The organism is Streptomyces asoensis, assembly GCF_013085465.1.
Taxonomy (GTDB): domain Bacteria; phylum Actinomycetota; class Actinomycetes; order Streptomycetales; family Streptomycetaceae; genus Streptomyces; species Streptomyces cacaoi_A.
Map to the genome: position 1 here is coordinate 6,601,590 of NZ_CP049838.1, position 12,571 is coordinate 6,614,160.

A 12,571-nucleotide genomic window follows, 5' to 3' on the forward strand; every position below is an offset into this window, starting at 1 on the left:
TCCTCAAACGCCGGACGGGCTGTTTCTGTAGGTCGCTCCAAAGGTGCACGCGTGTGTGCCGGGTGATTACGCTATTTCGCCTGTTCCCCGGGGTGCGGCACGATGGGGGTATGGCAGCCATCGACGACCATCCCGGCGAGCGGGCAGCGCAGGATCCCATCAAGCTGATCGCCGTTCGTGACACCGCGCTCTCCCTGGACGAGGTCTTCAAGGCCGTCGGGGACGACGCGGCGGGCGGGACCGCGCTGTTCGTGGGCACGGTGCGCAATCACGACGGCGGCGCCGACGTCGACGCCCTCGGGTACTCCTGCCATCCCGGCGCGGAGGCGGAGATGCGGCGGATCGCGGAGAAGGTCGTCGCCGAGTACCCGGTGCGGGCGCTGGCCGCGGTGCACCGGGTCGGCGACCTCGGGGTCGGTGATCTCGCCGTCGTGGTCGCCGTCTCGTGTCCGCACCGCGGCGAGGCCTTCGAGGCCTGCCGGAAGCTGATCGACGATCTCAAGCACGAAGTGCCCATCTGGAAGCACCAGAAGTTCTCGGACGGCACCGACGAATGGGTCGGCGCCTGCTGAATTCCTTCCGGTTGCGTAACCGCACCCCTGCCGTGAGCGTTGTCGGTGCAGATGGTTAATCTGCTGATCAGTCAGTTGCTGTGGCTCATCGGGGTTGGGAGGTCGGCATGGCGGCGCTCGCCTGGTTGCTGATTCCGCTTGTCGCCGCTATCGGCGCCGGTCTGTGGGGTACTTGGGCCAACCGGACCCGGAAGGCCCGCAGCGACGGCCCTGAGCTGGACGGATACGCCCGCTTCCGGGCGGCCATGGAGAAGCCCCACTCGCATACGTGACCCGGGTGGCAGCCCTGACGGTGCGCTGACAGAAGCGTCCCGTACTGTCGAGACATGCCACGCCGCACCGCGACGATGCTCGCCTCCACCCTGATGCTGATCGCTCTCCTGTGTGCGGGCGTACTCATCCCCGTGCCGTACGCGGAGATGTCCCCGGGGCCGACGGTGAACACCCTCGGCGATCACGGCGGCGAGCCGGTGCTTCAGATCTCCGGGCGCAAGACCTACACGACCAGCGGTCACCTGAACATGACCACCGTGCGGGTCACCAGCGCCGACTACCGGATGAACCTGGTCGAGGCCGTCTACGGATGGCTCGCGCACGACAACAAGGTCGTGCCGCACGACACGCTGTATCCGGACGGCAAGACCGAGGAGCAGTCCACCCAGGAGAACGCCGAGGAGTTCAGCCAGTCCCAGGAGAGCGCCAAGGTCGCCGCCCTGAAGGAGCTGGACATCCCGGTGACGTCCTGGGTGATCGTCTCGACGGTGGTGAAGGGCTCCCCGGCGGAGGGCCGGCTGCACGCCGGTGACGTGATCAAGGCCGTGGACGGCACCGCGGTGAAGGAACCGGGCGACGTCGCGAAGCTGGTGACCAAGCACAAGCCGGGGGAGAAGGTCGTGTTCCGCATCGTCCCGGCGAAGGACCAGGCGGCCGCCGAGAAGGCGAACAAGACGGCGACCAAGACCCAGGACGTCACCATCACGACCGCGACCTCCGACGACAGCGGCGAGAAGCGGGCCATCGTCGGGATCTCGGCCGGGACCGACCACACCTTCCCGTTCACCATCGACATCAAGCTCGCCGACGTCGGTGGGCCGAGCGCCGGTCTGATGTTCGCGCTCGGCATCTACGACAAGCTCACCCCGGGCAGCCTGACCGGCGGCGAGTTCGTCGCCGGCACCGGGACCATCGACGACGCCGGCAAGGTCGGGCCGATCGGCGGCATCGAGATGAAGACGGTCGGCGCGCGCAGTCAGGGCGCCCAGTACTTCCTGACCCCCGCGGAGAACTGCGCGGCCGCCGCCAAGGACACCCCCTCGGGGCTCAGGCTCGTCAAGGTGAACACCATCGACGACGCCCTCGACGCCCTCAAGGACATCCGCGGCGGCGACACCGCGGACCTGCCGAAGTGCACGAAGTAGCCGGAAGGGCTACTCCGCGAACGTCGCCGACAACGCCTCGGCGAGGCCCGGCACCAGGCCCGCCCCGGTGAGGACCTCCGTCGGGGCGTCCTTCTCGCGCAGCCGGAGGGCCGAGTCGCGGGTGCCGTCACGCAGGACGGCGACCGTCATCCGTACCTCCTGGCGGTCGGGGTGCTCCGCGACCCACTTCGCGAGCTTCTTGTCGCTCAGGCCCTGCGGGACCTGAGCCTCGGCGGACGGGGGCAGCATCAGACGCTCCACGGTGAGGGCGCAGCCGACCACCGCGTCGGGCCAGGCGATCGTGGCGAGGAACTCGTCGAGCGGCTTGTCCGTTGGCACTTCGTCCTGCTCGATCGGGGTGAGACCGGTGGTCTCGGACTCGTCCTGAAGGCCGAGCTGGGCGGCGAGCGACGGTTCCTGGGTTCGCAGCCGAGCGGTGTCTACGAGGGCGAAAAGGCGGGCGGGCTGGTCCCAGCCGAGGCCGGAGGCGTACTCGTCGATCTCGAGTACGGCCCGGGTGAGCGGGCTCGCCGCCATGGGAGTGTTGGACATGGTCACAATCCTGCCTCGTTCAGGGGTGGAATCGGGAACCGAGTAAACGGTGAGTAAGTTGCATAGGTGTGGGCCCACGATCACGGGGGGCCACGAACGGTCCACGAACACGCGGGCCTGACGGAATCAATCGCGACTTTCGAGGTGCGCACCTTGGCTTTCCAGATGCCGGACCGCGGCGGAGGCCCCACGGGGCCGCGGATCAGAGTGGGCCGCCCGTCCCGGCGCGTCCGGACCCTGCTCATGACACTGGGCGTCCTAGCCGTACTCGGCATGGCGTTCACGATGTTCGCGGGGTTCTGGACGGACTGGCTCTGGTACCGCTCGGTGAACTACTCGTCGGTCTTCACGACCACGCTGTGGACCAAGATCGGGCTGTTCTTCGTCTTCGGCCTGCTGATGGCCCTCGCGGTCGGCTTCAACATCTGGCTGGCGCACCGGCTGCGGCCGCCGCTCAGCGCGATGTCGGTGGAGCAACAGAGCCTCGACCGCTACCGCATGGGCATCGCGCCGTACAAGACATGGCTGCTGCTCGGCATCACCTCCCTGGTCGGCCTGATCGCGGGCGCCTCGGCGGCGGGTCAGTGGCGGACCTGGCTGATGTGGGTCAACGGCGTGCCCTTCCACCAGAAGGACCCGCAGTTCCACCTCGACGTGTCCTTCTTCGCGTTCGACCTGCCCTGGTACCGGTTCCTGCTCGGCTTCGGCTTCGCCGCCACGATCCTCTCGCTGATCGCCGCCGCGCTCACCCACTACCTGTACGGCGGGCTGCGCGTCACCAGCCCCGGCGCCCGCGCCACCGCCGCGGCCACCGGCCATCTGTCGGTGCTGCTGGGCATCTTCGTCACGCTGAAGGCGGTCGCCTACTGGCTGGACCGTTACGGCCTGGCCGTGAAGTCCAGCGACTTCAAGGCGACGGACAACTGGACGGGCCTGCGATACGTCGACGCCAACGCCTATCTGCCGGCCAAGACGATCCTGTTCTGCATTGCCGTCATCTGCGCCCTGCTGTTCTTCGCCACCCTGTGGCGGCGCACCTGGCAGCTGCCGGTGATCGGCTTCGGCCTGATGGTGCTCTCGGCGATCCTCATCGGCGGGCTGTACCCGGCGATCGTCCAGAAGTTCCAGGTCCAGCCGAACGAGCAGGCCAAGGAAGCCCCGTACGTCGAGAAGAACCTCAAGGCGACACGTGAGGCCTACGGCATCGACGGCGCGCAGGTCACCGAGTACTCGGGTACCAGCACCACCAAGGACAAGACGACGCTGCGCGACGACGTCGACGCCACGGCGAGCATCCGCGTCCTGGACCCGAACATCGTCTCCCCGACGTACCAGCAGCTCCAGCAGATGCGGAAGTACTACGCGTTCCCGACCAACCTGGACGTGGACCGCTACAACGTGAACGGGGCCGACCAGGACACCGTCATCGGTCTGCGCGAGCTGAACCTCGCGGGCGTCGACAAGCAGAACTGGATCAACAACCACTTCCGCTACACCCATGGCTACGGCGTGGTCGCGGCCAAGGGCACCACCTCCGACGCGGAGGGCCGCCCGCTCTTCACCGAGTCCAACCTGCCCTCCGAGGGCGACCTGGGCACGTACCAGCAGCGGATCTACTACGGCGAGAAGACGACCGCGTACTCGATCGTCGGCGGTCCCCAGAAGGAGATCGACTACTCCGACGACGCCGGTGAGAAGACCACCAGCTACACCGGCAAGAGCGGGGTCAACCTCTCCAACCCGGTCAACCGGGCCGCGTACGCGGTGGCGTTCGGCGAACCGCAGATCCTGTACTCCGGCGCCATCGGCGAGGGTTCGCGGATCCTGTACAACCGCACGCCCAAGGAACGCGTCGAGGCGGTCGCCCCATGGCTGACCATCGACGGCGACGCCTATCCGGCCGTGGTCAACCACAAGATCCAGTGGATCGTCGACGCGTACACGACGACGAACGGCTACCCGTACGCCTCCCGTACGACCCTCGGCGACACCACGGCCGACTCGCTGACCGCGACCAACGACAACCGCGCGGTGGTGGCCCAGCAGAACCAGGTCAACTACATCCGCAACTCGGTGAAGGCGACCGTCGACGCGTACACCGGCGAGGTCAAGCTCTACCAGTGGGACACCGAGGACCCGGTCCTGAAGACCTGGATGAAGGCGTTCCCCGGCACGGTGAAGTCCAAGTCGTCCATCTCGGCCGACCTGATGGCCCATCTCCGGTACCCGCAGGACCTGTTCAAGGTCCAGCGCGAGCTGCTCACCCGCTACCACGTGAAGGACGCGACGACGTTCCTCAGCGGCAGCGAGGTGTGGCAGGTGCCGGACGACCCGTCCAACAAGTCGGGTGACGCGGTCCCGCCGTACTACCTGAGCATGAGGATGCCCGACCAGAAGGCACAGGCGTTCTCGCTGACGACGACGTTCACGCCCAACGGCCGGGACAACCTCAGCGCGTTCATGGCGGTCGACTCCGAGGCGGGAACTCCCGACTACGGCAAGATCAGAGTGCTGAAACTGCCGACCAGTACGACCGTCGACGGACCCAAACAGGTGCAGAGCCAGTTCAACTCCGAACAGGACATCGCCGAGTCCATCAGGCTTCTGAAGGGCGGCGACTCCGACATCGAGTACGGCAACCTGCTGACGGTGCCACTCGACGGCGGTCTGCTGTACGTGGAGCCCGTCTATGTGCGCGGTGGCGGACTCAAGTACCCGCTCCTGAAGAAGGTGTTGGTGACCTACGGAGGCAACACCGCCTTCGAGGACACCCTGGGCGAGGCACTCAACAAGGTCTTCGGCGCGGAGGGTGCGACCCCGCCACCGGCGGACGAGGGCGGCGGCACTACACCACCACCGACGTCCACCAACCCGACGGTCCGGGAGGCGTTGACCGACGCCCAGGAGGCCTTCGCGGCCGGCCAGGAGGCTCTGAAGAAGCCCGACTGGGACGCGTACGCCAAGGCGCAGAAGGATCTCGAGGCCGCGCTGAAGCGGGCCGAGGACGCGCAGGCCGAGGCCGACAAGGGCGCCAAGGCGAGCAGCAGTCCGAGCCCGACGAGTTCGGCGAGTCCGAGCGGTGGCTCCGGCAGTAGCTCCGGAGGCAGTGCCGGCGGCAGTCCGAGCCCCAGTCCCAGTCCCAGCAGCGGCTGATCTTGCCCGCCCCGCGTCGTGATACGGTTGTGGAACACGACGCGGGGTGGAGCAGCTCGGTAGCTCGCTGGGCTCATAACCCAGAGGTCGCAGGTTCAAATCCTGTCCCCGCTACTGAAGACGAAGGCCCGGATCCTGAAAAGGATCCGGGCCTTCGTGGTGTGCGAACGCATGTGCCGAGGGGGACTGGCGGCCGCGCCGCTGTGGGGAGTTGGGCGATCTGTGTTTGACTTGTCTCTCTGTGGGCATGTCGACAAAACGCTGAAGTGACCTTACGGGCCGCGGTATACCAGGTGTACCCGGGTTGCGGGTGGTGCGACGATGGACGTTATGGGGGACAAGGCAACTCTGTTCGAGACAGGGCGGTTTGTGCAGCCTTCCGGTGAGGAAGCGACCCCGGACGAGAGCCGGGACGAGACGGCGGACGCCGTCGAGACGGGGGAGGCCGTCGAGGAGATGAGCCTGCGGCTCGCGGCGGAAGCCGGCGATGTCGAGGCCGTGAGCGTCCTCGGGGCCATGTTGCTGCGCCGCGGTGACCTCGACGGAGCCGAGCCCCATCTGCGTGCCGCCACCGCGGAGGGCGACCGGGCCGCCGCCAACAACCTGGGCGTCCTCCTCCATCAGCGCGGCTACCCCGACGAGGCCGCCGGATGGTGGCGGGTCGCCGCCGTCGCCGGCTCCGCCGCCGCCGCGCACGCCCTGGGCCGCCACCGCCGCGAGTGCGGCGACGAGCCGGCCGCCGAGTACTGGCTGCGCCAGTCCGCGGAGCAGGGGCACGCGCTGGGCGCGTACGCCCTCGCCGACCTGCTGGAACACCGTGGGGACCCCGGGGCCGAGCAGTGGATGCGGGCTGCCGCCGAGCGGGGGCACCGGGAAGCGGCGTACCGGCTGGCCCGCGCCCTCGACCACCAGGAGTGCAAAGACGCCCGCACGGACGGCGACGCGGACTGGTGCGAGCATGACAACGGTGTCATCGTGCGGGCGGAGGCCGAGCAGTGGTACCGCCAGGCCGCCGCGCGCGGACACCGGCGGGCCGCCCTGCACCTCGGGACGATCCTGGAGCGGCGTGGCGCCCTGAAGGAGGCCGGACGCTGGTACCTGACGTCCGCCAAGGACGGCGAGGCGCGGGCCGCCTGCGCGCTCGGGTTCCTGCTGCGCGACGCCGGCGACACCGAGAACGCGGCCATCTGGTGGCTGCGGGCCGCACAGGAGGGCGACGGCAACGCGGCGAACGCGCTGGGCGCGCTGCACGCCGAGCGGGGACAGACCCAGACCGCCGAGCGCTGGTACCGGGCCGCGATGGACGCCGGCGACGACAACGGCGCCTACAACCTCGCCCTGCTCTGCGCCGAGCAGGGCCGCACCGTGCAGGCCGAGCAGTGGTACCGGCGCGCCGCCTACGCCGGACACCGGGAGGCGGCCAACGCGCTGGCCATCCTGCTGCTCCAGGGCGGCGACACCGCCGGGGCCGAGCCCTGGTTCTCCAAGGCGGCGGAGGCGGGCAGCGTCGACGCCGCGTTCAACCTCGGGATCCTGTTCGCGGGGCGGGGCGAGGAGGCCGTCGCGCTGCGCTGGTACGAGCGGGCGGCGGCCGCCGGGCACACCGAGGCGGCCCTCCAGGTCGGTATCGCGCGCCTGCGGGACGGGGACGAGCGGGAGGCCGAGCGGCATCTGCGGTGCGCGGCCGGCGGCGGGAGCGCGGAGGCTGCGTACCGGCTGGCGGCCGTGCTGGACGCGCGGCGGCCGCCGCAGCCCGCGCACGAGCTCGGGGAGACCGTGCACGAGAAGACCGAGTGCGAGGAGTGGTACGAGCGGGCCGCGACCCAGGGACACCGGCGGGCGCAGGTCCGCGTCGGGATGCTGGCCGCCGCGCGCGGGGACGTGGTGGAGGCGGCGCGGTGGTACCGGACGGCCGCGGAGGCCGGGTCGCGCAACGGTGCCTTCAACCTCGGGCTGCTGCTCGCGCGGGAGGGGAGCGAGCCCGAGGCGGCTGTGTGGTGGACGCGGGCGGCCGACGCCGGGCACGGGCGGGCGGCGTTGCGGCTCGCCCTTGTCTACGCGCGTCGCGGTGAGCTGGCGGAGGGGCAGCGGTGGGCCGACCGGGCGGTGTCGCTGGGGCCGGGGGAGGTGGCTGAGCGGGCGGCTCGGTTGCGGGACGCGTTGCGGGAAGAGCTTTCCGCCTGACGGCGTCCCTGTTCTGGGGCGGGGTCGTGGAGCCGGGCTGGGGCCCGTGCGGCTGGATTTCGCCCCCGCCGCCCCTTCCCGTCCCGTCCCCGGGGCTGCCGCCCCGGACCCCCGCTGTCGGCCCTGAACGGGCCTCGTCCTCAAACGCCGGACGGGCTGGAGGGGGAGGGCTCTGACCTGTGTCAACAGGTGCCGTACAGGTGCCCGTCCATGGATTTGCCTTTGTCCTTCCCTTTCACGTAACGTTGCATTCAACGGCGCGGGGTGGAGCAGCTCGGTAGCTCGCTGGGCTCATAACCCAGAGGTCGCAGGTTCAAATCCTGTCCCCGCTACTAAAGACTGAGGGCCGGAATCCGAAAGGGTTCCGGCCCTCAGTCGTTTGCGGGCATGCCCCGCCGCGATCCGCAACAGGGTTGCGCGTACGGGGAAGGGTGTTACGCGGCCGCGCAGTTCGGGCAGATCCCGCGGTACGTCACCTCGACGTCCGAGACCGTGAAGCCGAAGCGCTCCGAGTCGGGGAGGTCGGCCAGCGGGTTGCCGCTCGGGTGGACGTCCTTGATCGCACCGCACCGGGCGCACACCAGGTGGTGGTGCGGGCGGTGTGCGTTGGGGTCGTACCGCTTGGCGCGCTTGTCGGTGGCGACCTCGAGCACCTCGCCGAGGGAGACCAGCTCACCGAGCGTGTTGTAGACGGTCGCCCGGGAGATCTCCGGCAGCCGGACGACGGCCCTGGAGTGCACCTCGTCGGCGGTCAGGTGGACATGGTCGCCGTCGAGCACCTCGGCCACGACGCGCCGTTGAGCGGTCATCCGCCATCCGCGTCCGCGCAGTCGTTCCAGGAGATCGCTCATGGAATCAGCCTAGCAGCTACAGGGACCAGGTCCCGAACAGGTGTGACTTTAGATCCTGAATTGAATTGGATGAAGTCCACTGTAGGATCACGTCGACAGAATCCACGGCGAGCGGCTGGAGGTCGCGGTCCAGGCCCTGCGCGGCTGACAGCACTGGACCGCTTGTCGTGGGTGAACGGGCCGGGTCTCCCTTCGGGAGGTCGGCCCGTTCGTGCGCTCAGGCCGGTACCTGCTGCCGCGTCGGCGCCCAGCAGCGGATGATGTCGCGGACCGAGACGATGCCGGCCGGTTCGTCGCGGTCGAGGACGATCAGATGCCGGAAGCCGCCGTGGGCCATCGCCCGGGCCGCCTCCTCCAGGGTCCAGCTCGGGGCGGCGAAGACGACGTCGTTGGTGGTGTGGGCGTGGGTGTGTTCCGTGTCCGGATCCTGCCCCAGGCCCACGGAGTTGAGGATGTCCCGCTCGGTGAGGATGCCGATGCCGCCGGCGTCCGGATCGAGGACGATGGCCGCGCCGACGCGGCGGGCGGCCATCAGGGCGGCGGCCTGACGGAGGGTGTGTGCGGGGCCGATGGTGAGGACCACCGTGCTCATGGCGTCGCGGACGAGCATGGCTGGAGCCACCTCCTAAGAACCCACGGTTGTTCATGGATTCACAAGTTCACAAGTGGGGGGTGCTGTCAGCGTGGCAGGTAAAGCGGGGGTCAACAAGAGGGCGCGCGCAGCCAATTGAGGGCGCGCGCGCTCATCTGTGAGTTTCGGGCGGGCCTTTCAGTGGCGCTCGTTGAGGTAACCCAGCAGCTCCTCGTGGAGCAGCCCGTTCGAGGCGGCCGCGTTGCCGCTGTGCGGACCCGGGCGGCCGTCGAGGCCGGTGAAGGTGCCGCCGGCCTCCGTCACGACGATCGCCGTGGCCGCCATGTCCCAGAGGGAGAGCTCGGGTTCGGCGCACAAGTCGACCGAGCCCTCGGCGACCATCATGTACGGCCAGAAGTCGCCGTACGCGCGCGTGCGCCACACCTCGCGGGTCAGGTCGAGGAAGCCGTTCAGGTGCCCGCGCTCCTCCCAGCCGGTCAGCGAGGAGTACGCGAAGGAGGCGTCCGAGAGCTCCGAGACCCGGGAGACGCGCAGGCGTGAGGCGGAGGTCAGGCTGCGGCCGGTGAAGGCGCCGTGCCCCTTCGCGGCCCACCAGCGACGGCCCAGCGCCGGGGCGGAGACGACGCCGACCACGGGCTGGTAGCCCCCCTCGCCCGCCTCCGTCAGCGAGATGAGGGTGGCCCAGACGGGAACGCCCCGTACGTAGTTCTTCGTGCCGTCGATCGGGTCGACCACCCAGCGGCGGGGGCCGGTGCCCTGGACGCCGTACTCCTCGCCGAGGATCGCGTCGCGTGGACGGGCCCGCTGGAGCTGACCGCGGATGAGTTCCTCGGCGGCCTTGTCGGCCTCACTCACCGGGGTCATGTCCGGTTTGGTCTCGACCTTGAGGTCGAGGGCCTTGAAACGGTCCATGGTCACGGCGTCGGCGGCGTCCGCGAGGACGTGCGCGAGTCGGAGGTCGTCGTGGTAGTCCGGCATGGGACGAACCGTATCCGCCGAAGGTGAGAACGGGCCACAGGGGACCGCGGGATGGACGTGGAGGAGCCGTGGACGCGGCCGGTGAACCATTGGTCGCGCCCGCGAACCCTTGACAGTGCTCCCGTCCGCGTCAAACCTGGGCGCAGAGCCGCTCGCCCCAGGGAGGCGATGATGCCTGCAGCGCGGGAATCCCTACTGGACGCCGCCTTCAAGGCGCTCGCACTACGGCCGTGGGCCGCGGTGCGGATGGTGGACGTCGCCGCGGCGGCCGGGGTGTCCCGGCAGACGCTGTACAACGAGTTCGGCAGCAAGGAGGGTCTGGCCCGGGCGCTCGTGAGGCGCGAGGCCGACGGTTACCTCGCCGGGGTCGAGCGGGCGCTGGCCGTGCACGGTGACGCCCGGGAGAGGCTCACCGCCACCGCCGAGTGGACCGCCTCCGCCGCCCGCGACAACGTCCTCGTACGGGCCGTCCTCACCGGCTTCTGGAGCGAGCGGCTGCCCTCGCCGACGCTCTCGGCGGTGCCGTCCTCCTCCGCCGTGCCGGCCCAGCGGCGGGCGGACGGGCCGCTGCCCTCGCCCGGTGACCTGGTGGGCGCCGTCCGTGACCGGGCCGTGGCCGTGCTCTCCGGTCCCGGCGCCGTCCGGGCCGACGCCGCCGACCTGGCCCGCTCCTGCGAACTCGCCGTCCGGCTCGCCCTGTCCTGCGCGGCTGCGCCGCCGACGGGGGAGGGCGGCGTCGCGGAGCTGGTGCGGGGTGCGCTCCAGCGACAGCCGGCCGACCGGTCGGGTCAGTGAGCCGACCCCGACAGCTGGAGCCCGATCACTCCTATGATCACCAGGCTGATCGAGACGAGCTTCAGGACCGACACCAGGTCGCCGAGGAAGACCATGCCGTAGATCGCGGTGCCCGCCGCGCCGATGCCCGTCCACACGGCGTAGGCGGGGCCCACGTCGAGCTTCTTCAGGGAGAGGGTCAGCAGCCCGAAGCTCCCCAGCGCGAAGGCGCAGAAGGCGATGGTGGGCCAGAGCCTCGTGAAGCCGTGGGACAGCTTGAGGCACACGGCGAAACCGGTCTCGAGCAACCCGGCCACGACGACCAGCAGCCACGCCATGTGCTGTCCCTCCGTCCGCCCGGCCCGGTCCGGCTCCGGCTCGGTGCGATTATGCACTTACCGGGGCCGGGGGGACGCAAACAACGCGGTGGTCAGCCGGTGGATCAGCCGGGGTCAGTCGGTGGTCAGCCGGTGGATCAGTCGCCCTCGGTGCGCTCCCGGGTGGCCAGCAGCCGGCGCAGCGAGTACAGCCGCGCCGGATCGGCATGACCCTCGGCCACCCACGCGTCCAGCGCGCAGTCCTTCTCGTCGTGGCTGCACGCGCGCGGGCAGCCCTCCGTGCCCGGCACCAGGTCGGGGAAGGCGAGGATCACCCGGGACGGGTCGACGTGGTGCAGGCCGAAGGACCGTACGCCCGGGGTGTCGATCACCCAGTCGTCCGTGCCCGCCAGGGGCAGGGCCAGCGCCGAGGTCGTGGTGTGGCGGCCGCGGCCGGTCACCGCGTTCACATGGCCGGTCACCCGCCGCCGCTCCTCCGGGACCAGCGCGTTGACCAGGGTCGTCTTCCCGACGCCCGAATGACCGACGAACGCTGTGATCCGCCCGGTCAGATGCTCGCGCACCCGGTCCGCCGCATCGCCGTTCTCCAGCTCGTCGCGGCTGGTGACGACGTACGGGATGTCGAGATGGCCGTACAGCTCCAGCAGCTTGTCCGGCGAGGCCAGGTCCGACTTCGTCATGACGATGAGGGGCGTGAGGCCGGCGTCGAAGGCCGCCACCAGGCAGCGGTCGATCAGACGCGGGCGGGGCTCGGGGTCGGCGAGGGCGGTGACCACGGCGAGCTGGTCGGCGTTGGCCACGACGACGCGCTCGTAGGGGTCGTCGTCGTCCGCGGTGCGGCGCAGTGCCGAGGTGCGCTTCTCGATGCGGACGATCCGGGCGAGGGTGTCCTTCTTGCCGGACAGGTCACCGACGATCGCGACCCGGTCGCCGACGATCGCGGCCTTGCGGCCCAGTTCGCGGGCCTTCATCGCCATCACGATCCGGTCGCCGACCAGACAGGTCAGCCGGCCCCGGTCGACGGTGAGGACCATGCCCTCGACGGAGTCCTCGTGCTTGGGGCGGATGTGCGTACGCGGTCGGTTGCCCTTGCGGTTCGGGCGGCTGCGGATGTCGTCCTGGTCGGTGTGCTTGTCGTAGCGGCGCATGGCGAAAGTCC

General features: G+C 70.0%; 11 protein-coding genes and 2 tRNA genes. 7 read left to right on the forward strand and 6 right to left on the reverse strand.

Annotated features, from left to right (window positions below):
* Nucleotides 1–110 precede the first annotated feature (110 nt).
* Together G9272_RS29650 and G9272_RS29655 are read left to right on the forward strand one after the other, a co-directional pair.
* Entirely contained in the window at nt 111–572 is a 462-nt protein-coding gene (locus G9272_RS29650) for a molybdenum cofactor biosynthesis protein MoaE (protein WP_171399361.1), read from the forward strand.
* Between the two features lie 326 nt (nt 573–898).
* Entirely contained in the window at nt 899–1,990 is a 1,092-nt protein-coding gene (locus G9272_RS29655) for a YlbL family protein (protein WP_171399362.1), read from the forward strand.
* Between the two features lie 9 nt (nt 1,991–1,999).
* On the opposite strand, the gene G9272_RS29660 is transcribed toward G9272_RS29655, so the two are convergent.
* Entirely contained in the window at nt 2,000–2,542 is a 543-nt protein-coding gene (locus G9272_RS29660; protein ID WP_253267977.1) for a PPA1309 family protein, read from the reverse strand.
* 165 nt (nt 2,543–2,707) lie between these two features.
* On the opposite strand from G9272_RS29660, the gene G9272_RS29665 reads away from it, so the two are divergent.
* The 4 genes from G9272_RS29665 to G9272_RS29680 all read left to right on the forward strand — a co-directional run bounded on the left by G9272_RS29665 (nt 2,708) and on the right by G9272_RS29680 (nt 8,211).
* Nucleotides 2,708–5,695, forward strand: a complete 2,988-nt coding sequence (locus G9272_RS29665; RefSeq protein ID WP_171402229.1) for a UPF0182 family membrane protein — start codon at nt 2,708–2,710, stop codon at nt 5,693–5,695.
* 40 nt (nt 5,696–5,735) lie between these two features.
* Nucleotides 5,736–5,809: transfer RNA gene (locus G9272_RS29670), tRNA-Met, on the forward strand.
* Nucleotides 5,810–6,016: 207 nt separating this feature from the next.
* The gene (locus tag G9272_RS29675) at nt 6,017–7,879 is read left to right on the forward strand and encodes a tetratricopeptide repeat protein (protein WP_171399364.1); all 1,863 of its coding nucleotides are present in this window, start codon (nt 6,017–6,019) and stop codon (nt 7,877–7,879) included.
* Nucleotides 7,880–8,137: 258 nt separating this feature from the next.
* Nucleotides 8,138–8,211: transfer RNA gene (locus G9272_RS29680), tRNA-Met, on the forward strand.
* 102 nt (nt 8,212–8,313) lie between these two features.
* On the opposite strand, the gene G9272_RS29685 is transcribed toward G9272_RS29680, so the two are convergent.
* From G9272_RS29685 to hisN, 3 genes are all read right to left on the reverse strand, one after another.
* Entirely contained in the window at nt 8,314–8,730 is a 417-nt protein-coding gene (locus G9272_RS29685) for a Fur family transcriptional regulator (protein WP_171399365.1), read from the reverse strand.
* A gap of 217 nt (nt 8,731–8,947) precedes the next feature.
* Nucleotides 8,948–9,340, reverse strand: a complete 393-nt coding sequence (locus G9272_RS29690; RefSeq protein ID WP_171399366.1) for a CBS domain-containing protein — start codon at nt 9,338–9,340, stop codon at nt 8,948–8,950.
* Between the two features lie 159 nt (nt 9,341–9,499).
* Nucleotides 9,500–10,300, reverse strand: coding sequence for a histidinol-phosphatase (hisN, locus tag G9272_RS29695; protein ID WP_171399367.1), 801 nt, complete (start codon nt 10,298–10,300; stop codon nt 9,500–9,502).
* A 168-nt stretch (nt 10,301–10,468) separates the two neighbouring features.
* Here hisN and G9272_RS29700 point away from each other — a divergent pair, with 168 nt between their 5' ends.
* Complete coding sequence (locus G9272_RS29700; protein WP_171399368.1) at nt 10,469–11,095, forward strand: TetR/AcrR family transcriptional regulator; 627 nt, start codon at nt 10,469–10,471, stop codon at nt 11,093–11,095.
* Here G9272_RS29700 and G9272_RS29705 read toward each other — a convergent pair.
* Nucleotides 11,089–11,412, reverse strand: a complete 324-nt coding sequence (locus G9272_RS29705) for a DMT family transporter (protein ID WP_057603330.1) — start codon at nt 11,410–11,412, stop codon at nt 11,089–11,091. The two genes, G9272_RS29700 and G9272_RS29705, sit on opposite strands and share 7 nt — an antisense overlap.
* 137 nt (nt 11,413–11,549) lie before the next feature.
* Entirely contained in the window at nt 11,550–12,560 is a 1,011-nt protein-coding gene (rsgA, locus tag G9272_RS29710) for a ribosome small subunit-dependent GTPase A (RefSeq protein ID WP_171399369.1), read from the reverse strand.
* Nucleotides 12,561–12,571 lie beyond the last annotated feature (11 nt).

What these genes read in the sequence shown, in the direction of transcription:
- G9272_RS29690 (WP_171399366.1), bottom strand. Translation starts at nt 9,340, where the DNA reads ATGCTCGTCCGCGACGCCATGAGCACGGTGGTCCTCACCATCGGCCCC.
- G9272_RS29660 (WP_253267977.1), bottom strand. Translation starts at nt 2,542, where the DNA reads ATGTCCAACACTCCCATGGCGGCGAGCCCGCTCACCCGGGCCGTACTC.
- G9272_RS29655 (WP_171399362.1), top strand. Translation starts at nt 899, where the DNA reads ATGCCACGCCGCACCGCGACGATGCTCGCCTCCACCCTGATGCTGATC.
- G9272_RS29650 (WP_171399361.1), top strand. Translation starts at nt 111, where the DNA reads ATGGCAGCCATCGACGACCATCCCGGCGAGCGGGCAGCGCAGGATCCC.
- G9272_RS29705 (WP_057603330.1), bottom strand. Translation starts at nt 11,412, where the DNA reads ATGGCGTGGCTGCTGGTCGTCGTGGCCGGGTTGCTCGAGACCGGTTTC.
- hisN (WP_171399367.1), bottom strand. Translation starts at nt 10,300, where the DNA reads ATGCCGGACTACCACGACGACCTCCGACTCGCGCACGTCCTCGCGGAC.
- G9272_RS29675 (WP_171399364.1), top strand. Translation starts at nt 6,017, where the DNA reads ATGGACGTTATGGGGGACAAGGCAACTCTGTTCGAGACAGGGCGGTTT.
- G9272_RS29685 (WP_171399365.1), bottom strand. Translation starts at nt 8,730, where the DNA reads ATGAGCGATCTCCTGGAACGACTGCGCGGACGCGGATGGCGGATGACC.
- G9272_RS29700 (WP_171399368.1), top strand. Translation starts at nt 10,469, where the DNA reads ATGATGCCTGCAGCGCGGGAATCCCTACTGGACGCCGCCTTCAAGGCG.
- rsgA (WP_171399369.1), bottom strand. Translation starts at nt 12,560, where the DNA reads ATGCGCCGCTACGACAAGCACACCGACCAGGACGACATCCGCAGCCGC.
- G9272_RS29665 (WP_171402229.1), top strand. Translation starts at nt 2,708, where the DNA reads ATGCCGGACCGCGGCGGAGGCCCCACGGGGCCGCGGATCAGAGTGGGC.